Annotated in this window: 20 protein-coding genes; 7 read left to right on the top strand and 13 right to left on the bottom strand. The window is 66.8% G+C overall.

Translation table 11 applies throughout. The annotated features are described in order from the left end of the window. Positions 1-5: 5 nt before the first annotated feature. From Q5H94_RS12325 to Q5H94_RS12315, 3 genes are read right to left on the bottom strand one after another with little or no spacing between them, the layout of a single operon-like run. Positions 6-968 carry an MlaD family protein gene (locus Q5H94_RS12325; protein WP_304561572.1) on the bottom strand — a complete coding sequence of 321 codons (963 nt, stop codon included), beginning with the start codon at positions 966-968 and terminating at the stop codon, positions 6-8. Further along, complete coding sequence (locus tag Q5H94_RS12320) at positions 968-1,810, bottom strand: ABC transporter ATP-binding protein (RefSeq protein ID WP_304561571.1); 843 nt, start codon at positions 1,808-1,810, stop codon at positions 968-970. The genes Q5H94_RS12325 and Q5H94_RS12320 overlap by 1 nt, the downstream gene beginning before the upstream one ends. Further along, a complete protein-coding gene (locus Q5H94_RS12315) occupies positions 1,801-2,910 on the bottom strand; it encodes an ABC transporter permease (RefSeq protein ID WP_304561722.1) in 1,110 nt (369 codons plus the stop codon). The genes Q5H94_RS12320 and Q5H94_RS12315 overlap by 10 nt, the downstream gene beginning before the upstream one ends. A 62-nt stretch (positions 2,911-2,972) precedes the next feature. Between Q5H94_RS12315 and Q5H94_RS12310 the strand changes: the two genes are divergently transcribed. Then, positions 2,973-3,677, top strand: coding sequence for an HAD family hydrolase (locus Q5H94_RS12310; protein ID WP_304561570.1), 705 nt, complete (start codon positions 2,973-2,975; stop codon positions 3,675-3,677). Between the two features lie 84 nt (positions 3,678-3,761). On the opposite strand, the gene Q5H94_RS12305 is transcribed toward Q5H94_RS12310, so the two are convergent. Beyond that, the gene (locus Q5H94_RS12305; RefSeq protein WP_304561569.1) at positions 3,762-4,166 is read right to left on the bottom strand and encodes a hypothetical protein; all 405 of its coding nucleotides are present in this window, start codon (positions 4,164-4,166) and stop codon (positions 3,762-3,764) included. A 219-nt stretch (positions 4,167-4,385) separates the two neighbouring features. On the opposite strand from Q5H94_RS12305, the gene Q5H94_RS12300 reads away from it, so the two are divergent. Next, a complete protein-coding gene (locus Q5H94_RS12300; protein ID WP_304561568.1) occupies positions 4,386-4,598 on the top strand; it encodes a hypothetical protein in 213 nt (70 codons plus the stop codon). A 454-nt stretch (positions 4,599-5,052) separates the two neighbouring features. Here Q5H94_RS12300 and Q5H94_RS12295 read toward each other — a convergent pair whose 3' ends face one another. Genes Q5H94_RS12295 through Q5H94_RS12285 form a run of 3 tightly spaced genes read right to left on the bottom strand, consistent with a single transcriptional unit; the run spans position 5,053 to position 10,739 of the window. Continuing rightward, positions 5,053-6,318: a DUF445 domain-containing protein gene (locus Q5H94_RS12295; protein WP_304561567.1), complete on the bottom strand. Its 1,266-nt coding sequence runs from the start codon at positions 6,316-6,318 to the stop codon at positions 5,053-5,055. A 54-nt stretch (positions 6,319-6,372) separates the two neighbouring features. Next, positions 6,373-9,564, bottom strand: a complete 3,192-nt coding sequence (locus Q5H94_RS12290) for an efflux RND transporter permease subunit (protein WP_304561566.1) — start codon at positions 9,562-9,564, stop codon at positions 6,373-6,375. An 11-nt stretch (positions 9,565-9,575) separates the two neighbouring features. After that, positions 9,576-10,739 carry an efflux RND transporter periplasmic adaptor subunit gene (locus tag Q5H94_RS12285; RefSeq protein ID WP_304561565.1) on the bottom strand — a complete coding sequence of 388 codons (1,164 nt, stop codon included), beginning with the start codon at positions 10,737-10,739 and terminating at the stop codon, positions 9,576-9,578. A 237-nt stretch (positions 10,740-10,976) separates the two neighbouring features. Here Q5H94_RS12285 and Q5H94_RS12280 point away from each other — a divergent pair, with 237 nt between their 5' ends. Then, positions 10,977-11,237 carry a GlsB/YeaQ/YmgE family stress response membrane protein gene (locus Q5H94_RS12280; protein WP_304561564.1) on the top strand — a complete coding sequence of 87 codons (261 nt, stop codon included), beginning with the start codon at positions 10,977-10,979 and terminating at the stop codon, positions 11,235-11,237. A 100-nt stretch (positions 11,238-11,337) separates the two neighbouring features. Then, positions 11,338-12,063, top strand: a complete 726-nt coding sequence (locus Q5H94_RS12275; protein ID WP_431312167.1) for an SIMPL domain-containing protein — start codon at positions 11,338-11,340, stop codon at positions 12,061-12,063. A 58-nt stretch (positions 12,064-12,121) separates the two neighbouring features. Here Q5H94_RS12275 and Q5H94_RS12270 read toward each other — a convergent pair whose 3' ends face one another. The 3 genes from Q5H94_RS12270 to Q5H94_RS12260 all read right to left on the bottom strand — a co-directional run bounded on the left by Q5H94_RS12270 (position 12,122) and on the right by Q5H94_RS12260 (position 13,108). After that, positions 12,122-12,373 carry a GlsB/YeaQ/YmgE family stress response membrane protein gene (locus Q5H94_RS12270; protein WP_304561563.1) on the bottom strand — a complete coding sequence of 84 codons (252 nt, stop codon included), beginning with the start codon at positions 12,371-12,373 and terminating at the stop codon, positions 12,122-12,124. A gap of 100 nt (positions 12,374-12,473) precedes the next feature. Next, the gene (gene sciP, locus Q5H94_RS12265; protein WP_304561562.1) at positions 12,474-12,773 is read right to left on the bottom strand and encodes a CtrA inhibitor SciP; all 300 of its coding nucleotides are present in this window, start codon (positions 12,771-12,773) and stop codon (positions 12,474-12,476) included. 107 nt (positions 12,774-12,880) lie between these two features. Continuing rightward, positions 12,881-13,108, bottom strand: a complete 228-nt coding sequence (locus Q5H94_RS12260; RefSeq protein ID WP_304561561.1) for a hypothetical protein — start codon at positions 13,106-13,108, stop codon at positions 12,881-12,883. A 122-nt stretch (positions 13,109-13,230) separates the two neighbouring features. On the opposite strand from Q5H94_RS12260, the gene mnmA reads away from it, so the two are divergent. Then, positions 13,231-14,340 carry a tRNA 2-thiouridine(34) synthase MnmA gene (gene mnmA / locus Q5H94_RS12255; protein ID WP_304561720.1) on the top strand — a complete coding sequence of 370 codons (1,110 nt, stop codon included), beginning with the start codon at positions 13,231-13,233 and terminating at the stop codon, positions 14,338-14,340. Here the strand turns inward: mnmA and Q5H94_RS12250 are convergent. The 3 genes from Q5H94_RS12250 to pdxH all read right to left on the bottom strand — a co-directional run bounded on the left by Q5H94_RS12250 (position 14,337) and on the right by pdxH (position 16,685). Further along, positions 14,337-15,071, bottom strand: coding sequence for a PhzF family phenazine biosynthesis protein (locus Q5H94_RS12250; RefSeq protein ID WP_304561560.1), 735 nt, complete (start codon positions 15,069-15,071; stop codon positions 14,337-14,339). The two genes, mnmA and Q5H94_RS12250, sit on opposite strands and share 4 nt — an antisense overlap. Positions 15,072-15,195: 124 nt before the next feature. Next, entirely contained in the window at positions 15,196-16,107 is a 912-nt protein-coding gene (locus Q5H94_RS12245) for a cation diffusion facilitator family transporter (RefSeq protein WP_304561559.1), read from the bottom strand. Continuing rightward, on the bottom strand, positions 16,104-16,685 hold the full coding sequence (pdxH, locus tag Q5H94_RS12240) for a pyridoxamine 5'-phosphate oxidase (protein ID WP_304561558.1): 582 nt from the start codon (positions 16,683-16,685) through the stop codon (positions 16,104-16,106). Before pdxH ends, Q5H94_RS12245 begins: the two co-directional genes overlap by 4 nt. Before the next feature lie 174 nt (positions 16,686-16,859). Here pdxH and ku point away from each other — a divergent pair, with 174 nt between their 5' ends. Both ku and ligD read left to right on the top strand, forming a co-directional pair. After that, positions 16,860-17,735 (top strand): non-homologous end joining protein Ku, encoded by an 876-nt coding sequence (ku, locus tag Q5H94_RS12235; protein WP_304561557.1) that lies wholly within the window; start codon positions 16,860-16,862, stop codon positions 17,733-17,735. Between the two features lie 95 nt (positions 17,736-17,830). Beyond that, entirely contained in the window at positions 17,831-20,290 is a 2,460-nt protein-coding gene (ligD, locus tag Q5H94_RS12230) for a DNA ligase D (protein ID WP_304561556.1), read from the top strand. Positions 20,291-20,509: the final 219 nt, after the last annotated feature.

Here is a 20,509-nt window from a genome sequence, read left to right as displayed (position 1 = left end):
GAACCTCACTTGCTGGCCTTGTAGTCGGGCAGGCGCGGCTGGCCGAGGACCGAGCCCGCGCCGCCACGGTCGAGCCGCTCGGCGACGCCGGTCAGCGCCTGCGACATCTCGCGCAGGTCATGCACGAGCGCGCCGACCTCGGGCAGGGTCTGTTTCGAGAAGCTCTGCACGCCGGGCTTGGCCTGTTCGAGCACTTCCGAGAGCGTATCCATGCTCTTCTTGGCGGACGCGATCGTCTCGCCGAGGTGCTTGGTCTGCGGGCGGATATCCTCGTTGATCATGCTGTTGGTCGAACTGGCGAGCGTGCCGATCTGCTTCGCCGCCTCGCCCGCCTGCTGCACGGCGACGCGCGTCTCGGCGAGCGTCGCGGCGATCTCGGGTCCGCGATCGGCCAGCGCGCCGGTCAGCCGGTCGGTGTTGGCGAGGATGCCGGTGATCGACGCCTTGTTCTTGTCCGACAGCACCTCGTTCAGCCGCTCGGTCAGCGTCGAGATACGCTCGAGCAGCTTCGGCGCGGAATTGAGCAGCGCACCGAGCCCGCCTTGCTTGGCGGGAATCGTCGGCACGCCGTTGGGGCAATCGGCCAGCGGATTCTGTTCGGGGCAGACGATCGGCGGCGCACCCTTCTGCGCGCCGTCGAGCTGGATCGTCGACGTGCCGGTGAAGCTGCCCTGGATGGTCGCGGTGGTGCCGACCAGGATCGGCGTGTCGCGGCCGACCGAGATGCGCACGCGCACGAACTGCGGATCGGGCGTGAGCGCAATCTCCTTGATCTGCCCGGACGGCACGCCGGAGAACAGCACGGCGGAACCCTTGGCGAGCCCGTCGACCGACTGTTTGAAGAAGATATCGTATTCCTTGTCGCTGCCCGCACCCCAGCGCGCGATCCACACGAGGAACAGCGCCATGACGGCGATCAGGATCAGCACGACGCTGCCGACCAGGACATGGTTGGAACGGGTTTCCATCAGTTCTCGGCCCCTGCTGTTTCGGCAGCTTTTTCGTGTTGGTTGCGTTCGATCGTTGCGGTGGCGGCGCGGCCGCGGGGACCGCGGAAATATTCCTGGATCCACGGATGGTCGAGCGCGAGCAGTTCGTCGATCGTGCCGACCGCGATCACCTTCTTGTCGGCCAGCACCGCGACGCGGTCGCAAATGGCGTAGAGCGTGTCGAGATCGTGGGTGATGAGGAACACCGTCAGCCCCAGCGTCTTCTGCAGCGACGCGATCAGCTCGTCGAAGGCGGCCGCCCCGATCGGATCGAGCCCGGCGGTCGGCTCGTCGAGGAATAGCAGCTCGGGATCGAGCGCCAGCGCGCGCGCCAGGCCCGCACGCTTGCGCATGCCGCCCGAAAGCTGCGCCGGGAATTTCGGCCCGGCATCGGCGGGCAGGCCGGTCATCACCACCTTGTACGCCGCGACCTCGTCCATCAGCGCGCGCGGCAGGCTGCGGTAGAACTCACGGAGCGGAACCTGCACGTTCTCCGCCACCGTCAGCGTCGAGAACAGCGCGCCGCCCTGGAACAGCACGCCCCAGCGCTTGGAGAGATCGATCATGTCGGTCTCCTCGCGGTCGACCGTCGATTCGCCGAGCACGAGAACCTCGCCGGCATCGGGCTTCTGCAGGCCGATCAGCGATCGCATCAGCACCGACTTGCCGGTGCCCGATCCGCCGACCACGCCGATGATCTCGCCGCGCCGCACGTCGAGATCGAGCCCGTCATGCACGATCTGGTCGCCGAAGCTGTTCTTCAGCCCGCGCACGGTGATGACCGGCGCGTCGTCGTCGATGCCGACCGCGCTCACAGCCACCCGATCGAGCTGAAGAACACGGCGAAGAAGGCGTCGAGCACGATCACCATGAAGATCGCCTGCACCACGGCGGATGTGGTGCGCAGGCCCACCTGCTCGGCGTCGCCCTCCACCTGCATCCCCTGGAAACAGCCCGCCATGCCGATGATGAGGCCGAACACCGGCGCCTTGATGAGGCCGACGTACAGGTCCGTCATCGGGATCACCTCGCGCAGGCGCTGGATGAAGGTGACGGGCGGGATGTTGAGCGCGATCCAGCACAGCAGGCCGCCGCCGATGATCGAGAAGATCGACGCGAAGAAACCCAGCAGCGGCATCATGATGACGACCGTCAGGATGCGCGGCAGCACCAAAGCCTCCATCGGCGAGACGCCGATCGTGCGCATCGCATCGATCTCCTCGGTCAGCTTCATCGTGCCGAGCTGCGCCGCGAAGGCGGAGCCCGATCGCCCCGCGACCATGATCGCGGTCATCAGCACGCCGAGCTCGCGCAGCGTGATGCGCCCGAGCAGGTTGATCGTGAACGCCTCCGCGCCGAACTGGCGGAGCTGCACCGCGCCCTGCTGTGCGATGACGACGCCGATCAGGAAGCTCATCAGCCCGATGATGCCGAGCGCGGTCACGCCGACCGCCTCGAAATTGTGGACCATCGCGTTGAAACGGAAGCGCGAGGGGTGGATCGTCACGTTCCACAGCGCCACGACGGTCGCGCCGAAGAAACCGAGCAGGCCGATCAGCGTCTTGCCCGCCATGACGGTCGCATCGCCGACCTCGCCGACGATGCGTTCGATGCTGCCAGGGCGTTCGGGGCGCATCGCGACCGGCTGGTCGGCCGCCTCCACCTGTTTCAGCAGATGCTCGCTGTCGGCGTCGAGCCCCGCGATCGCGGCGTCCTTCTCCGCGGCGAAGCGGTGGACCAGCCATGCGCCGACGGTGTCGATCCGCTCGACCCCGCTCAGGTCGACGGTATCGACATTGCCGTCATAGGTGCGCAGCCGATCGGGCAGGTCGCCGATCCGCGCGAGCGACAAGCTGCCGGAAAAGCGCAGGATATCCCCGTCGCCGGTGCGTTCGTGGGTGAAGGCGGCGGTGTCGGTCATCCGGCGCGACATTGCTGCAATCGTGCTGGATCGGCAAGCCGCGCCGTGCCTAAGGTGAATTGATGCACCGTTTCGCTATCTATGACCTCGACAAGACGATCACCTACGCGCCGACATGGACTTCGTTCCTTCTGCTCGCGTCACGATTGATCGCACCGTGGCGATTGTTGCTGCTGCCGGTGCTCGGCGCGGTGACGATCGGCTATGCGTTGAAGCTGGTCGGGCGGGGGCGGTTGAAGGAGCTTGCGCACGCCCTGCTGATCGGCCCGCGCGTCCCCGTCGCGAAGCTGGAGGCGGTGGCGGCGCTGTTCGCGGAGGGCGTGGTGCCGGGCGAAACCTACGCCGGCGCGCGCGCGCGGATCGCTGCGGACCGGGCCGAGGGGTATGAGGTGCTGATCGCCACCGCCTCCTACGCGCTCTACGTCAGGGCGATCGCCGAGCGGCTCGGCGTGGGCACCGTGATCGGCACCCTCGCCGAGGTGCGCGACGGCTACGTGCTGGCACGCATCAGCGGCGAGAATTGCTACGGCCCGGCGAAGCTCCGCATGATCGAGGCATGGCTGGCCGGGCAGGGTATTGCGCGCGGGGAGGCGACGGTGCGCTTCTATTCCGACCACGTATCCGACGCGCCGACACTCGCATGGGCCGACGAGGCGTTCGCGGTGAATGCGCACGCGCCGCTGCGGGAGATGGCGAAGGCTCGGGGATGGGCGGTGGTGGATTGGGAGCGGCAGCCGCGCAACCTCCTGCCACTGGGACGCAACTGATACGCCTGCGTCCGCTAACGACCCGTAGCGGACATTCAGCAAATATCATGAACCGGCAGTTGAAACCCTCGTTGGAAGTGTTGCTTATTGGTCTTCTGGCCAAACGGAAGGGTCTTCCACTGGCGTTGGTAAACGTCCTTCAAGCCAATCCGCGATGGTCCCAGGCCTCATCTCTTGATTGTGACATTCGATCACCCAACGGAGGTAATCTCGCGGACCGCCATTTAAGTATGGCGGCGGTGACACGGGTTTGAACACGGTCGGCAAGCGCTCCGACAGCGATAGCTCGTTGAGAACGTAGCCAATTTCTTGCACTGCGTTCCACGCCAGATGATGGTCTATGTCCAAAGAAAACTTTACCCACCATCCGGCCTCGCTCGTTCCCGATCCGAAGCCGCCCCATGGCGTATCGTTAGTCTGAACAGCCGGTATTCGCGCCAAGAAGGTGAGTAGCTTGTGAAAGCCGCGATCGTGCTTGGTCAATTCCATAGGCCCTCATCATAGCCAAAGAAGGTCCGCTAACCACCCAAACCCAATGTCCGCTCCCGACCCATAGCGGACATTGGGAGGGGGGGTGCTGATGGCGGCCACCGCTCCAGTAGCGGTCGTAGCAGGAGATGCTATTCCCCTTCCATGACCGGACCCTCACCCGCCCATTGTCGCTTGGTCGTTCCTCTTCTTCGTTCGCGAGACGGACGGCGAACAGACGTGGCGCTTTCCGGCAATCGCTCACTGTCTGTGTTCAACATCGCGTGGGGCGAGGACATTGGGGATTATTTTGAGCATCTGACGTCAAATATCTCCCCGTCGCTTGACGAGGCATCGTTCGATCTCTTCTTCACCGATGAGATAGTGAGCCTAACCGATCCTGAAACAGGCACGGTGATTTGGAAAACGGACGGCATTCCGAGCGTCCGCTAAACCAACCCTGTCGCCAGACGCTGATCGTCGCAAAACCACCCATTCCCGCACAATCTCCGCCGCCGCGCCTCTCTCGGTTTGTCACCCCGGACGTATTCCGGGGTCCAGGGCGCCGCGAACGCCGGGGCGATACGTTCAAGCGACCTCACGCGCCGCACTTCGGACCCCGGAACACGTCCGGGGTGACGAAGGGAGTGGTATAAATGGCCGCTTGCGACCCATCCCGGACATTCACGCTGTCCTACAGCACCCGCCCCGTGCGAAACTCGCCTGTCGCTCTTTGAACCGTCAGCCTGTCCGCTTCGCTGCTCCCGGCGAATCCTTCTCGCGCATCCGTGCGCCGCGTTCATCGGCGTGGCGAACGGGACTGCCGCGCTGGATTGGTGCAATTTTGGAAACGATCGCGCCTTACATTTTCGATTCAGGCGTCAATCTGTCAAGCGGACTCTAACTTTCACCGCAACACCACATCCACCGCGTGGATCGCCAGCCCGACGAGCCCGCCCACCAAAGTCCCGTTGATGCGGATATATTGCAGGTCGCGGCCGACCGCATTCTCCAGCCGCCGCGTGATCGTTTCCGCATCCCAGCTCCGCACCGTCTCCGACACCAGCCGGACGATGCCGTCGCCGTAATCGGCGGCCATGCCCACTGCCGTCCGCCGCACGAAGCGGTTGATCGTGGCGCGTAAGGCGGCGTCCTTCTGCAAGGTCTCGCCGAGCTGGCGGAGCATGTCGCCGACCGGCCCGCCCATCACGCCGTCGGGGTTGCGCGCCATCTTCAGCATGCCGCCGCGCGCCTGTTCCCACAGGCCGTCGAGCCAGCGCTGCATCGCCGGATTGGCGATGATCTCGGCCTTGATGCCCTCGACGCGCGCCTGCATCGCGGGATCGTGGATGAGATCATGGGCGAGGGTTTCCAGCCCTTCTTCGGCCTTGGCGCGCAAAGGATGGTCCGAATCCTCGCCCATCTCGCTGAGCATCTTGTGCAGCCCCTCGATGATCTTGTTGGCCAGCGTCTCGTCGAGCCCGGTCCAGCGCATGATCGATCCGGCGCGCTCATGCACCATCGCGCGGATGAGGTGCTCGTTCGCCTCCAGCACGCGCGCCGCCCAGCGGATGATGCCGTCGAGCAGCGGCAGGTGGCGCTGTTCGGCGATGGCGGCGGTCAGCGCCTGGCCGAGCAGCGGCGACACGTCGAGCTCGCGCAGGCGGTTTCCGATCGCACCCTTCACCATGCCGCCGAGCCGCTGCTGGTCGAACGCCTCGAGCATATGCACCGCCAGCTTGCCCGCGCCGCGCACCAGTCGCCCGTCGCGTGCGCCCGGCTCGCTGAGCCAGCGCCCGACCGCGCCGGCCACGTCGAGCCCCTGCATCCGCCGCGCGACGACGCGGGGGATGAGGAAATTGTCGCGCAGGAACGCGGCGAGCGTCGTGCCGATGCGATCCTTGTTGCGCGGGATGATCGCGGTGTGCGGGATCGGCAGGCCGAGCGGATGGCGGAACAGCGCCGTCACCGCGAACCAGTCGGCCAGCCCGCCGACCATCGCCGCTTCGGCAAAGGCGCGGACGAAGCCGAGCGCCGGCACGCGCGGCTCGAACGCGCGCGCGGCGAGGAAGGTCGCCGCCATCACGACGAGCAACCCGCCCGCGATCCACCGCATCCGCACGAGCGCAGGCGGGGGGGCGGCGGCATCGGAGCGCAGGCGGAACGGCTTCATGCCAGGACCAATCCCCGGCGCGGGCGGAAGTTCAAGCCCTGACGGCGGATATCTTCACTCCGCCGGCTGCGGCTCGTCGTCGCCGGGCTTGTAACCGAGCTTGCCGGTCTTGCCGATCGCGGGCTTGGCATCGTTGTCGATCACCGGCTTGTCCTCGTGCCCGATCACCACCGAACCGTCGTCGCCGGGGCGATAGGTGAGCAGGCGGCGGCTGAGGCGCGGTCCCAGCCAGCCCTCGATCCCCATCGCCAGGCTGAAGGTGGCGGGCACGATCAGCAGCGTGAGGATGGTCGAGAGCGACAGGCCGCCGATCACCACCACGCCCATCGGCGCGCGGAACGATCCGTCGCCGCTCAGCGACAGCGCGGTCGGCACCATGCCGGCGACCATCGCCACCGTCGTCATCACGATCGGCTGCGCGCGCTTGTGGCCGGCATCCTCGATCGCGGCGAGCGTCGGCACGCCCTTCTGCATTTCCTCCAGCGCGAAATCGATCAGCAGGATCGAGTTCTTGGCGACGATGCCGAGCAGCATCAGCAGCCCGATATAGACCGGCATCGAGATCGGCATGCCCGCGATCCACAGCGCGATCAGCCCGCCGAGCGGCGCCAGCAGCAGCGAGCCCATGTTCACGAACGGCGGCAGGATGCGGCGGTAGAGCAGGATCAGCACCGCAAAGACCAGGAAGATGCCGGCGAACACCGCGACGATGAAGTTCTTGATCATCTCGCCCTGCCACTTGGCCTGGCCGAGCGTCAGCTTGCGCACGCCCATCGGCAGGTTCTTCATGATCGGCAGCGCGTTGATCTCCTTCCACGCCTCGCTCGAGACGAGCGGCTTGCCGGTCCGGGGATTGATGCCGAGATCGGCGCCGACGGTGAGCTGGCGCTGGAGCTGGACGCGCTCGATCTTGCTCGGGCTCGCGCCGAAGCCGATGTCGGCGACGGTCGACAGCGGCACCGATCCGCCGGTGATGGTAGGGACGGGCAGGTTCTGGATCGTCGCCATGCGCGAGCGTTCGGTCTGTTCCAGCGCGACCGTGATCGGCACCTGCCGGTCGCCGATAGAGAATTTCGCCTTGTTCTGGTCGATATCGCCCAGCGTGGCGAGACGCACCGCGCTCGACAGCGCGGCGGTGGTGACGCCCAGGTTCGCGGCGAGATCGAAGCGCGGACGCACTTCCAGCTCGGGCTGTTGCAGATCGCCCTGGATGCGCGGCGCGGTGACCGATTTCAGGCCCGACATCTGCTGCACCAGAGTCTGCGCGGTCCTGGTCAGCAACTGCGGATCCTCGCCGCCGAGGACGACGGTGATGTCGCGGCCGCTCGATCCCCAACCCTGCTGCGAGCGGAAGGACACGCGCGCATCGGGGATCGCCGCCAGCGTCGGCGCGAGGTTGCGCTCGAACTTCACGCTCGTCATGCTCTTCTTCGGCTTGAAGGTCGCGGTGACGCGGCCCGAGGCGATGCCGACGCGGCTGTAGATCGAGGCGACGTCGGGCTGCACCTTCAGGATGTCAGCCACCTGCGCCACCGCCTTCTGCGTGTCGTCGAGCGTGGTGCCCGGCGCCAGCTCGATGACGGCGGTCGAGGAATCATGGTCCTGATCGGGCTGGAAGGATTGCGGCAGGATCGCGAAGAACACCACCGTCAGCCCCAGCGCGACCGCGCCGGCGACGACCGATGACCAGCGGTGCATCAGCGTCCAGCGCAGCGCGCCCATGTAACCGTCCATCAGCCGCCCCTCGCCGTGCGAGGCATGGCCCTGCGCGCGGAGGAAATAGGCGGCGATCATCGGCGTGATGAGACGCGCGACCGCGAGGCTGATCAGCACCGAGGAGACGACCGTGAGACCGAAATTCTTGAAGAACTGGCCCGACACGCCCGGCATCAGACCGACCGGCAGGAACACCGCGACGATCGACATGGTGGTCGCCAGCACGGCGATGCCGATTTCGTCGGCGGCGTCGATCGATGCCTGATACGCGCTCTTGCCCATGCGCATGTGGCGGACGATGTTCTCGATCTCCACGATGGCATCGTCGACCAGCACGCCCGCGACCAGGCTGAGCGCGAGCAATGTCATCTGGTTGAGCGTGAAGCCCAGCAACTGCATGATCCAGAAGGTCGGGATCGCCGACAGCGGGATCGCCAGCGCAGAGATCGCCGTCGCGCGCCAGTCGCGCAGGAAGATGAAGACCACCACGACGGCGAGCAGTGCGCCCTCGATCATCGCCTCGATCGCCGAATGATACTGGATTTCGGTATATTTGACCGAATCGTCGATCAGCTGGAACTTGACCTTGGGATATTGCGTCTCGAGCGCCTCGAGCTTGGCCTTGGCGCCGGCGAACACCGCGACGTCCGACGCGCCCTTGGCACGCTGGAAATCGAAGGTGACGACCTGGTGGCCGTTGAGCTGCGACGCGGTGCGCTGCTCGGCATATTGATCGAGCACGGTGGCGATGTCGGTGAGGCGGACCATGCGGCCGTTGCCGACCGAGATCTGCGTCTGGCCGAGCGCATAGGCGTCGGCGGCATTGCCGAGCACGCGCACCGACTGTTCGGACCCGGCGATCTCGGTACGGCCGCCGGCCGCATTCATGTTGACCTGACGGAGCTGCTGGTTGACCTGGCTCGCGGTCAGACCGAGCGACTGCAGCTTCGCCGCATCGAGCTTCACGCGGATTTCGCGATCGACGCCGCCGTTGCGGTTGATGGTCGACATGCCGGGAACCGACTGCAGCTCCTTCGTCACCGTATTGTCGATGTACCAGCTCAGCTCCGCGACGGTCATGTCGCTCGTCACCGCAGCGTAGCTGGCGAGATCGTTACCGGACGAATCGATGCGGATGACCTGCGGCTCGAGGATGCCGTCGGGCAGGCTGGAGCGGACCTGCTGGATCGCGCTGCGGATATCCTCGATCGAACGATCGATGTTGGTGCCGATGGCGAGCTGGACGAGCGTCTGCGACTGGCCCTCGGTCACGGTCGAGTTGATCTCGTCCACGCCGGGCAGGCTGCGCAGGCCCGCCTCGACCTTCTGCGTGACCTGGTTTTCGAGCTCGGTCGGCGCCGCGCCGGGCTGCGACACGATGACGACCACGACCGGAAAATCGATGTCGGGATCGTTGTTGACCGGCATCGTCGCGAACGCGAACAGGCCTGCCACCGTCAGCATCATGAACAGGACAAGGCTGGGGACCGGGTTGCGGATCGACCAGGCCGAGATGTTGCGAAAGCCCATTGCTCGACGCCTTACTGCTTGCTGAGGATCGGCTTGATCTTCTGGCCAGGGCTGAGGAAGGCACCAGCCGAGAGCACGATCTTCTCGGTGCCGGTGATGCCATCGACGATCGCCACGCCGCGATCCGACACCTCACCGGTCTTGATCGCGCGACGCTCCACCTTGTCGCCGCTGCCGACGACATACACGAAATTGCCGCTCGCGTCGGTCTGAATCGCCGAATTGGGCAGGACGGGGGCCGTATTGGTGCCGCCGGTGATCGTCGCGGAGGCGAAACCGCCCGGCCGCAGTTCCTTGTTGTAGGCAACGGTGATGCGGGCGATGCCGCGCCGCGAGGTGGGATCGACGACCGGCGATACCTGCCACACCGTGCCCGGAAAGGATTTCGTGCTGCCGACCGGCGTCACCTGCGCTGGCGTGCCGACGCTGATGCCCGGCAATTCGCTCTCGGCGACTTCGGCGCGCATTTCCATCTCGCCCGCCTTGGCCATGCGGAACAGCACACCGCTGCCCGAGCTGACGATCTGGCCCGGCTCGACCGCGCGGGTAAGGACCAGCCCGGCTTCGGGCGCGCGGATATCGAGGCGGCCGTTGCGCGCCTGCTGCTCCGCGAGCGAGGCCTGCGCGATGCGGACGCGGGCGACGGCGGCGTCGCGGGTCGCGGCCTTCTGCTCGAGATCGGCCTTGGAGATGAAGCCGCGACCGACCAGCGACTGCGCGCGCTCATATTGCGACTGCGCGATGCCGGCATCGGCCTTGGCGGCGGAGATCTGGGCGGAGAGGCTGGCGGCGGTCTGCTGCTGCACCGAGCGATCGACGGTGGCGAGCACCTGGCCCGCGCCGACCCACTGGCCGGGCTCGACCAGCACGCGCGTGACGAGGCCGCCTTCGCCGGCGACGCCGACCGGCATCTCTCGCCGCGCGGCGAGCGAGCCCGTCGCCGACACCACGCGCGCGACCGAGGAGCGGCCGGGAATCGCGACGGTGACGCTGGGCAGTTGCTGGACGTTGGCGGCCTGCTTCGGCGCCGGACGCAGGAACATCCAGCCCGCGATCAGGACGACGAGCACCGCACCGGCGATCAGCGCGATCCGGCCCCAGCGCCGCGGCTGCTCGCTGCTGCCGGGCAAGGCATACACCTTCTCGTTGCCCAGATGCGGCGTCTCGTAATTCATGTCAGACACTTTCCTGCCCCGGCGAATGGCCGCGTCGATAACGGCTGTGTTATACAAATAACGCACTACGCTCAAGCGCTGATAAACCGCCCTGGCCGGAATGGCCATTTCCCCGCCTCGCGGCAATGTGGATATGCGCCGGATCGGTGAATCCTGTTGCATAAATCCAACACCGCGCAGAAGTCTTGACGCGAGCCCGCGTACGACGGGCGGAGGTTGTGCAAGAGAGGTGCGGAGATGGATCGATCCATTATCGGCTGGCTGCTGATCGGGCTGGTTGCGGGCGTGCTGGCGAAGATCCTGCTGCCGGGGCGCGATCCGGGCGGTATCGTCGTGACGATCCTTGTGGGAATGGCGGGCGCGTTCCTGGCCGGCCTCGTGGCGCATGCGCTCGGCTGGACCTTGGTCGGCGGGTGGAAGAATTATGCGGCGGCGACGGCGGGCGCGGTGGCGCTGCTGGCGCTGTACCGGGTGATCACCAACCGCCGCACGCGCTGACATCCTCGCTGAACGGCGGCCTTCACGTTCGTTCATCCACGGTTCGCGTCCGCCATGCGAGGAGCGCGGCCACGATGATTTTTTCCGGGAGAGACTGACGATGCGACCGATTTTCTATGCAACCGCGCTGGCGATCACCGCCGCTGCTACCGCGCCGATGGCGGTGAACGCGCAGAGCATGCCATCGCCGATCCTGCCCGACGGCACGATCCTCGACGTGTCGGCGGAAGGCCGCACGACGCGCGTGCCCGACGTGGCGACGATCCGCGCGGGCGTGGTGACGCAAGGCGCGACGGCGGCAGCGGCGCTGGCCGACAATGCCGCGCGCATGACCAAGGTGTTCGCGTCGCTGAAGAAGGCCGGCATCGCCGAGCGCGACATCCGCACCGCCAACGTCAGCCTCAGCCCGCAATATCGCTATGCCGACGGCCAGGCACCCGCCGTCACCGGCTATCAGGCGAGCAATTCGGTGTCGGTGCGCTTCCGCGACATCGCCAAATCGGGTGCGATCCTCGATGCGTTGGTCGGCGTCGGCGCGAACCAGATCGACGGGCCGAACCTGGCGCTCGATCAGCCCGATGCCGCGCTCGACGAGGCGCGCGCGGATGCGGTAAAGAAGGCGCGCGCGCGGGCCGAACTCTACGCGAAGGCGGCGGGTCTGTCGGTGTCGCGGATCGTGTCGATCGCGGAGAGCGGATCGAACGACGGCGGATCGCCCCAGCCGCCCGTCATGTACATGCGCGCCAAGGCGGCCGATTCCACCCCGGTCGCGGCGGGCGAGACCGACGTGACCGTCACGCTGTCGGTACGCTTCCTGCTGAAATGAAACGAAAACGGGCCGCCCGATCGCTCGGGCGGCCCGCTTTACGCTTGAGCGGTGTGGTTTAGCGCAGCGACCCGCGACGCACCAGATTCACGATCGCCAGCAGAATAACCGCGCCGATCAGCGAAAACACGAACGTGTTCACGGTGATAGCCTGGTTGATACCCGCGCCAAAAATGAAAGACGCGATAACCGAGCCGACAATACCGACCACGATGTTGAGCAGGATGCCCTGCTGCGCGTCAGTCCGCATCAACATGCTGGCGAGCCAGCCGACAACGCCACCGACGATAAGCCAGATGATAATGCCCATGATTTCCTCCATGTTTCCCCGTGTCTGGGGTACATGGAGCAAAACCGATTATCGGCGCACTTTGTTCCGACTACGTTTTGAGTTTATCGATTGCTCTCGATCAATACTTCTGCTGGCGCTCGTAGAGCGAGCGGTAGTGCTGGATGCGCGTGACGCGCAGGCCCGGCATGCCCGAGCGATCGATCGCGCGCTGCCAGCCGGCGAATTCCTCGACCGTCAGGCTGTAACGCTCGCACACTTCGTCCACGCTCAGCAGGCCGCCGTTCACCGCGGCGACGACTTCGGCCTTGCGGCGCACGACCCAGCGGGTGGTCTCGGGCGGCGGCAGCGAATCGAGCGTCAACGGCTCGCCGAGCGGGCCAATGACTTTCGCGGGACGGATCTTCTGATTCTCGATCATCTACTCACAACCTTCGATCGGGGCGGGGGGCCCCCTCTCCAACTCTGTAAACGGCAATAGCTTGCCGGTATTGAATGCCGGCTAAAGCGGCACGGTAAACGCGCGATTCATTCGGCCTTCCAAGCCGTAAACATCTGAGCCACCGGCAGATTGAACGCGCCGTGCGCGGGCGCGAAGATGCCTTCCACGATATGGTCGGCGGCAAGTTTTGTCTGGGCCATTGCCGTTTCGCTTGCCGCCTGCCGCACGAAGATGCCGACCATCAGCACCGCCAGATCGGGCGGCAGCGCGGTGACGCGCGTGTCGGCTTCGAAACGGGTAAAGCTCAGATCCACAGGGTTCGTTTTCCGATTGGCAGCGTCGTTGGTCGGTCGGCTTTAGCGCGCGCGTCTAAAGGTCGCGTAAACCATGATGCCGAAAGTTTGCGGTGCGGGGCGCGTGCGCCTATCTGCGCGCGATGCGTTTCGATGCGGATTTTCAGCTGGGGGCCGACCTGACCGGACGGCGGATCGTCGTCGCCATGTCGGGCGGGGTCGATTCGTCGGTGGTGGCGGCGCTCGCCGCGCGCACCGGCGCGGAGACGATCGGCATCACGCTCCAGCTCTACGATCACGGCGAGGCGGTGGGCCGCGCGGGATCGTGCTGCGCGGGCCGCGACATCCGCGATGCGCGCGCGGTGTGCGACCGGCTCGGCATCGCGCATTACGTGTTCGATCATGAGAGCAGTTTCCGGGAGAGCGTGATCGACGGTTTCGCCGACGAATATCTCGCCGGACGCACGCCGATTCCCTGCGTCCGCTGCAACATGGGGCCGAAATTCACCGACCTGTTCCAGATCGCGCGCGATCTCGGCGCGGACTGCCTCGCCACCGGCCACTACGTCCGCCGTGTCGCGGGCGCGGCGGGCGCAGAGCTGCACCGCGCCGCCGATCCGGCGCGCGACCAGAGCTATTTCCTGTTCGCGACGACGCAGGCGCAGCTCGATTACCTGCGCTTTCCTTTGGGCGGCATGCCCAAGCCGCGCGTGCGCGAGATCGCGGGAGACCTCGGCCTCGGCGTGGCGGGCAAGCCCGACAGCCAGGACATCTGCTTCGTGCCCGACGGCGATTATGCCAGCCTCGTCAAGAAGCTGCGGCCCGAAGCGGATACCAGCGGCGAGATCGTCGATGAGGCCGGGCGCGTGCTGGGGCGGCACCGCGGGCTCATCCATTTCACCGTCGGCCAGCGGCGCGGGCTCGAGATCGGCGGCACGCCCGAGCCGCTCTATGTCATCCGCCTCGATGCGGCCGCGCGGCAGGTCGTGGTCGGCCCGCGCGCGGCGCTGGCGGTCGACGCCGCGCGGCTGTCGGGGATCAACTGGCTGGGCGGCGGCCATCAGGGCCCGCTCACCGCCAAGGTCCGTTCGCTGGCGAAGCCGGTGCCGGCGCGGCTGGAGGGCGACACCGTGCTGTTCGATGCGCCCGAATACGGCGTCGCGCCGGGGCAGGCGGCAGTGCTCTATGCGGGCGACCGGGTGCTGGGCGGCGGCTGGATCGAGGAAACCCAGCGCGCCTTCGCCGCGGCTTAAACGAAGATCGTTCCTTCGATCACGGTGACGCATCCGCCGGTGAGGATCACCCGGTCGCCGTCGAGCCTGCAGTCGATCCGTCCGCCGCGCGCGCTTGCCTGAAAGGCGGTGAAGCGGTCGCGGCCGAGGCGGGCGGCCCAATAGGGCGCGATCACGGCATGGGCGGAGCCGGTCACGGCATCTTCATAGGGCGAGAACACGCGGCTGACGACGTCGGTTTCGGTGCCCGGCGCGGTGACTGTCGTCTGCGCGCCGGCCGGGAGTGCGCCCGGCGTGAAGGCGCGCACCGCCGCTTCGTCGCGCAGGACGTAGACATGGTAGCCGCCCGCGTGGCGCAGCGTCTCGACGGCGAGCACGCCGATATCGGGCAGGGCCTCCGGCGAAGGCGGCAGGGCGGGCAGGGCGAGGGCATAGCCGTCGCCGGTCCGCGTCACCGTCAGCGCGCGGGCGTCCCGTGTGTTGAAGGTCGCGCTCTCGCGTGCCGGATCGCCCGCCAGCACGAAATGCCCCGCCGCCAGCGTGCCGTGGCCGCACAGCCCGATCTCGCGGATGGGCGAGAACCAGCGGATCTCCGCGCCGACGAGAAATGTCGTGGCGGGCAATGAAAGCTCTGCCGCGATCGCCTGCAGGGTCGCATCGTCGCGCCACTCGGGCAGCGCGATCACCGCCGCCGGATTGCCGCGGAACGGCCGGTCGGCGAAGGCGAGGATATGCGCGTAGGGGACTTTCATCCGCGCGTGTTTCCCGGCGAAGGCCGGGGTCCAGCTACGGAGGTCTCGATAGTGGAGCGCGGTCCTCCGTTACGACCGACGCCCCACCTGGGCCCCGGCCTTCGCCGGGGAACGGCCTTGGCATTCATGGCTGATTGTCCGCGAGGTCAGTCTCGATCAGCGGATGCTTCGCGTCGAGCCGCCAGCCCGGATCGAGATGGATCAGCACCTCGACATTGGGGAAGGCCGCGTGGATGCGTTCCTCGACCTCGTCCATCGCCAGATGCGCGGCGGCGACGGGCATCTCGGGGTCGACCGCCATGTGGAACTGCACGAAATCGCGGTTGCCCGAACGGCGCGTGCGGATATCGTGCAGGCCGCGCAGCTCGGGATGATCCGCGGCGAGCGCGATCAGCCGGTCGCGCTCGGCGGCGGGCCATTCCTTGTCCATCAACTGGTCGATCGCATGATTCGCCGCGCGCCATGCGCCATAGGCGAGCCACAAAGCGATCAGCACCCCGAACAGCGGATCGGCGCCGTGCAGGCCGAGCCATTGGTCGAGCAGCAGCGCCACGATCACCGCGCCGTTGAGCAGCAGATCGGAGCTGTAGTGGATCGAATCGGCCGTGATCGCGACCGACCCCGTGCTGGCGATGACGCGGCGCTGGTAGGCGATCAGCGCGCCGGTGAGGGCGATGGCGAGGATCGACGCGCAGATGCCGTATTCGCCAGCCGCCGTCGGCGCGGGGTGGCCGATCCGCGCGACCGCCTCCCACGCGATGGCGGCGGCGGAGGCAGAGATCACCATCACCTGGAACAGCGCCGCCAGCGCCTCAGCCTTGCCGTGGCCGAAGCGGTGGTCATCGTCCGCCGGCGTCGCCGCCACGCGCACGCCCCAGAGCGTGACGAGCGAGGCGAGCAGATCGAGGCCAGTATCCGCGACCGACCCCAGCATCGCGACCGATCCAGTGCGATAGGCCGCCACGCCCTTCACCAGCAGCAGCAGGGTCGCCACGCCGACGCTGGCGAGCGCGGCGCGGGTGGCGCTCGCCGTCACGGGTAGAGCAGGCCTTCGGACCAGCCGTCTCCGTCGCGCTTGAAGAGGCGGCGTTCGTGGAGGCGATGTGCGCGGTCCTGCCAGAACTCGATCCGCTCCGGCACGACGCGGTAGCCGCCCCAGTGCGGCGGACGCGGCACGTCGCCGCCCTCGAATCGCGCCTGCATCTCCGCGAAGCGCGCCTCGAAGGTCGCGCGGCTGTCGAGCGGGCGCGACTGGTCGGAGGCCCAGGCGCCGAGCTGCGAATCGCGGCCGCGGCTGGCGAAATAGGCGTCGTTTTCGGCGTCGCTCGCGAGCGCGACCGCGCCCTCGATGCGGATCTGGCGGCGCAGCGACTTCCAGTGGAAGAGCAAAGCGGCGCGCATGTTTTCGGCGAGCTGATCGGCCTTGCGGCTCTCGCGGTTGGTGTAGAACACGAAACCGCGCGGATCGTGACCCTTGAGCAGCACCATCCGCACCGCCGGATTGCCCGCCGCGTCCGCCGTCGCCAGCGCCATCGCATTGGAATCGTTGATCTCGCTCTCGCGTGCCTCGGCGTACCAAGTGTCGAACAGGGCGAAGGGATCGGTATCGGTCATGGAGATGCTCTAGCGCGATGGCCCTGACGCGTCATCCCGGCGCAAGCTGGGATCTCTAGAAGGAGCACTCCCGGCCCGAACGGGAGACCCCAGCTTTCGCTGGGGTGACGATGCTGGCGGAACGACTCCGCGCGCCGCGAATTGAATCGCCTTCGCAACGAAGGAATCGATCCGATGGCGGCACGCGCTTACTGGCAGGGGCAGATCCGGCTCGCGCTCGTCTCGATCCCGGTCGAGATCTACAGCGCCACCAAGTCGGGCGCGACGATCAGCTTCAAGCAGATCCACGAGCCGACCGGCAAGCCGATCCATTACGAGAAGGTCGTCACCGGCGTCGGTCCCGTCGACACCGACGAGATCATGAAGGGCTTCGAATACGAGAAGGGCAGCTTCGTGCTCCTCCAGCAGGAGGAGATCGATGCGGTGAAGCTGGAGTCGAAAAAGACGCTGGAGCTGACGCAGTTCGTCGATGCCGACGAGATCGACGTGCTCTATTACGAAAAGCCCTATTTCGTGGTGCCCGCCGACGATCTGGCCGAAGAGGCGTTCATCGTGTTGCGCGAGGCGCTCCGGCGCTCGAAGAAGGTCGGGCTCGGGCAGCTCGCGATGCGCGGCCGCGAATATGTCGTCAGCCTGAAGCCGTGCGGGCGCGGCATGGTGCTGGAGACGCTGCGCTATGCCGACGAGGTCAACAAGGCGCAGGGCTATTTCCGCGACATTCCCGATACCAAGCCCGACGACGATCTGATGGACCTGGCCGAGACGCTGATCGCCAAGAAAACGGCGAAGTTCGATCCCAAGGAATTCCACGACCGCTATGTCGATGCGCTGAAAAGCCTCGTCGAGCGCAAGCGCAAGTCGAAGGGCGGCAAGATCATCGAGGATGCCGGCGACGACACGCCGAAGAAGGGCGGCTCTAACGTGGTCGACCTGATGGCGGCGCTCAAGAAATCGGTCGAGAGCAAGGGCGCGGCGGCAGCTACGCCGGAGAAGAAGGCACCGGCGCGGAAGGCCCCCGCGCGGAAACCTGCGGCGAAGAAGCGTGCTTGATTGCTCTTCCGTCACCCCAGCGAAAGCTGGGGTCTTTCGCGGTGAGGGCGTCCGCTATCACCGGGAGATCCCAGCTTTCGCTGGGATGACGCTGTTTGGCTAAGGCCGCCGACCCCCTCGCGCTCTACAACGCCAAGCGCGATTTCGCGAAGACGGCAGAACCGGCGGGCACGCTCGCACCTGGCCACGGCAACCGCTTCATCGTCCAGAAGCACGATGCGACGCGGCTGCACTGGGATTTCCGTCTGGAGGTGGACGGCGTCCTCAAGAGCTGGGCGGTCACGCGCGGGCCGAGCCTCGATCCCGAGCAGAAACGGCTTGCGGTGCGGACCGAGGATCACCCGTTAAGCTATGCCGATTTCGAGGGAATCATCCCGGCGAGCGAATATGGCGGCGGCACGGTGATGCTGTGGGACAGCGGCACCTGGGCCCCGATTGCAGGGAAATCGGCCAAGGATCTGGAAAAAGGCCATTTGCACTTCATCCTCGATGGCACGCGGATGAAGGGCGAGTGGCTGTTGATCCGCCTGAAACCGCGCGGGAAGGAGCGTGGTGAAAACTGGCTGCTCCGCAAGATCGACGATGCCGAGGCCGGCGGCACCGACACTTTGGTCGAGACCGGGCTGACCAGCGTCGCGACCGGGCGGACGATGGTGGAGATCGCGGAAGGGGCCAAGCCTCACACGTCGCCCCGGCGGAGGCCGGGGCCGCCAAGTTCCAAGAGCGGGACCAGGCAACGCGGCGGCCCCGGCCTCCGCCGGGGCGACGTGAAGTTCCAAGACCTCCAGCTCGCCACCCTCGTGGACTCGGTGCCCACCGGCTCGGGCTGGCTGCACGAGGTGAAATACGACGGCTACCGCGCGCTCGTCGCCCTCTCCGGGGGGAAGGCGCAGGTCTTCACGCGCTCGGGCCTCGACTGGACCGACACATTCCCCGGCATCGCCGATGCGGCGTCCGCGCTCGATGTCGACAGCGCGCTGATCGACGGGGAGATCGTCGCGTTCAAGGACGGGCGGCCCGATTTCTCGACGCTCAAGGATGCGATCTCGAACGCCGGCGAGATGACATTGTTCGCCTTCGATCTGCTTAGCCTCGACGGCGAGGATCTGACCGGCCTCCCCAACATCCAGCGCAAGGAACGGTTGCGCCCCCTCATCGCTGGCGACCCGCGCATCCAGTTCGCGGAACACATCCTTGGCTCGGGCGAAACTTTGTTCGAGACGATGTGCCGCGAGGGATACGAGGGCGTCGTCTCGAAACGCGCCGATGCGCCCTACCGGGGCAGGCGCACCACCGACTGGCTCAAGATCAAATGCACGAAGCGGCAGGAGTTCGTCATCGTCGGCTGGCTGCCGTCCGAAAAGGGCCGCGGCTTCCGCTCGCTGCTGCTCGGGCTCAACGGGCCGGACGGGCTGATCTATGCGGGCAAGGTCGGCACCGGCTTCGATCAGGCGCGGATCGAGGAGCTGTCGGCGAAGCTCGCGCGGATCGAGCGCAAGACGCCGACCGTGAAAGCGCCGCGCGCCGCCGTGCGCGGGGCGCGCTGGGTGACGCCGAAGCTCGTCGCCGAGGTCGCTTATGCGGAGACCACGCCCGACGGCGTGCTGCGCCATTCGAGCTTCATCGGCCTGCGCGAGGATAAGCCCGCCGCCGACGTCACCGCCGAGACGCCAGCGCCCGTCGCCGCGCCCGAAATCCATGTGAAGGTCAGCAGCCGCGACCGGCTCGTCTTTCCCGAGTCGGACGTCACCAAGGGCGACCTTGCGGACTATTACGCCAAGGTCGCGCCCGTCATGCTGCCCTGGGCCGCGAACCGCCCGATCAGCCTCGTGCGCTGCCCGCAGGGGCGCGGGAAAGCCTGCTTCTTTCAGAAGCATGACGCAGGCAGCTTCGGAGACCATGTGAAGCAGGTGCCGATCCGCGAGAAGGACGGAGGATCCGAAGACTATCTCTATCTCGACGATGCCGACGGCCTCGTCGCGTGCGTGCAGATGGGGACGATCGAGTTCCACGGCTGGGGGTCGTCGGTGGCGACGCTGGAACAGCCCGATCGCATGGTGTTCGATCTCGATCCCGACGAGGGGCTCGACTTCGGGCACGTGAAGAAGGCCGCCGCCGATCTGAAGGAGCATCTCGCCGAGATCGGCCTGACGAGCTTCGCGATGCTGTCGGGCGGGAAGGGCGTGCATGTCGTCGTGCCGCTGAAGCCGCAGGCGGAATGGCCTGCGGTCAAGGACTTCGCCGACCGTTTCTCGCGTGCGCTGGCAGGAGCGGAGCCGGAGCGTTTCACCGCCACCATGTCCAAGGCCAAGCGCAAGGGCCGCATCTTCATCGACTGGCTGCGCAACCAGCGCGGATCGACGGCTGTGCTGCCCTATGTGGCGCGGGCGCGCGCGGGGGCGCCGGTCGCGGTGCCGGTAAGCTGGGCGGAACTGCGCGATGTCGAGAACGCCCATATCTGGAGCGTGCGCGACGGCGACGCGCTGATCGAACGCGCCAATTCCCGCGCGCTCGCCGGGTGGGGATTCGCCGATCAGGTGCTGCCCGATCTGTAATCCTCCCCCGCCAGGGGGAGGTGGCACGCGCAGCGTGACGGAGGGGGAGGCCAGCGGAACGTTGGAGAGGTCATCGCCATCCGCCCCCTCCAGCGCTGCGCGCCACCTCCCCCTGGCGGGGAGGATTTGACGGAAACCTTGTTGCGCCCGCGAAGGCTTTGTGGTCGAGACGCTGGCGGGGGTGATATGGTCGAGTTTCGGAGAATCAGTCCCCGGCAT

It is taken from the genome of Sphingomonas immobilis, assembly GCF_030580995.1.
GTDB lineage: Bacteria > Pseudomonadota > Alphaproteobacteria > Sphingomonadales > Sphingomonadaceae > Sphingomonas > Sphingomonas immobilis.
Note: the sequence above shows the minus strand (reverse complement) of the source record. Positions and strands in the feature narration are given on the sequence as shown.

What these genes read in the sequence shown, in the direction of transcription:
- Q5H94_RS12325 (WP_304561572.1), bottom strand. Translation starts at nt 968, where the DNA reads ATGGAAACCCGTTCCAACCATGTCCTGGTCGGCAGCGTCGTGCTGATC.
- Q5H94_RS12315 (WP_304561722.1), bottom strand. Translation starts at nt 2,910, where the DNA reads ATGACCGACACCGCCGCCTTCACCCACGAACGCACCGGCGACGGGGAT.
- Q5H94_RS12310 (WP_304561570.1), top strand. Translation starts at nt 2,973, where the DNA reads ATGCACCGTTTCGCTATCTATGACCTCGACAAGACGATCACCTACGCG.
- Q5H94_RS12305 (WP_304561569.1), bottom strand. Translation starts at nt 4,166, where the DNA reads ATGGAATTGACCAAGCACGATCGCGGCTTTCACAAGCTACTCACCTTC.
- Q5H94_RS12295 (WP_304561567.1), bottom strand. Translation starts at nt 6,318, where the DNA reads ATGAAGCCGTTCCGCCTGCGCTCCGATGCCGCCGCCCCCCCGCCTGCG.
- Q5H94_RS12290 (WP_304561566.1), bottom strand. Translation starts at nt 9,564, where the DNA reads ATGGGCTTTCGCAACATCTCGGCCTGGTCGATCCGCAACCCGGTCCCC.
- Q5H94_RS12285 (WP_304561565.1), bottom strand. Translation starts at nt 10,739, where the DNA reads ATGAATTACGAGACGCCGCATCTGGGCAACGAGAAGGTGTATGCCTTG.
- Q5H94_RS12280 (WP_304561564.1), top strand. Translation starts at nt 10,977, where the DNA reads ATGGATCGATCCATTATCGGCTGGCTGCTGATCGGGCTGGTTGCGGGC.
- Q5H94_RS12275 (WP_431312167.1), top strand. Translation starts at nt 11,338, where the DNA reads ATGCGACCGATTTTCTATGCAACCGCGCTGGCGATCACCGCCGCTGCT.
- Q5H94_RS12270 (WP_304561563.1), bottom strand. Translation starts at nt 12,373, where the DNA reads ATGGGCATTATCATCTGGCTTATCGTCGGTGGCGTTGTCGGCTGGCTC.
- sciP (WP_304561562.1), bottom strand. Translation starts at nt 12,773, where the DNA reads ATGATCGAGAATCAGAAGATCCGTCCCGCGAAAGTCATTGGCCCGCTC.
- mnmA (WP_304561720.1), top strand. Translation starts at nt 13,231, where the DNA reads ATGCGTTTCGATGCGGATTTTCAGCTGGGGGCCGACCTGACCGGACGG.
- Q5H94_RS12250 (WP_304561560.1), bottom strand. Translation starts at nt 15,071, where the DNA reads ATGAAAGTCCCCTACGCGCATATCCTCGCCTTCGCCGACCGGCCGTTC.
- pdxH (WP_304561558.1), bottom strand. Translation starts at nt 16,685, where the DNA reads ATGACCGATACCGATCCCTTCGCCCTGTTCGACACTTGGTACGCCGAG.
- ku (WP_304561557.1), top strand. Translation starts at nt 16,860, where the DNA reads ATGGCGGCACGCGCTTACTGGCAGGGGCAGATCCGGCTCGCGCTCGTC.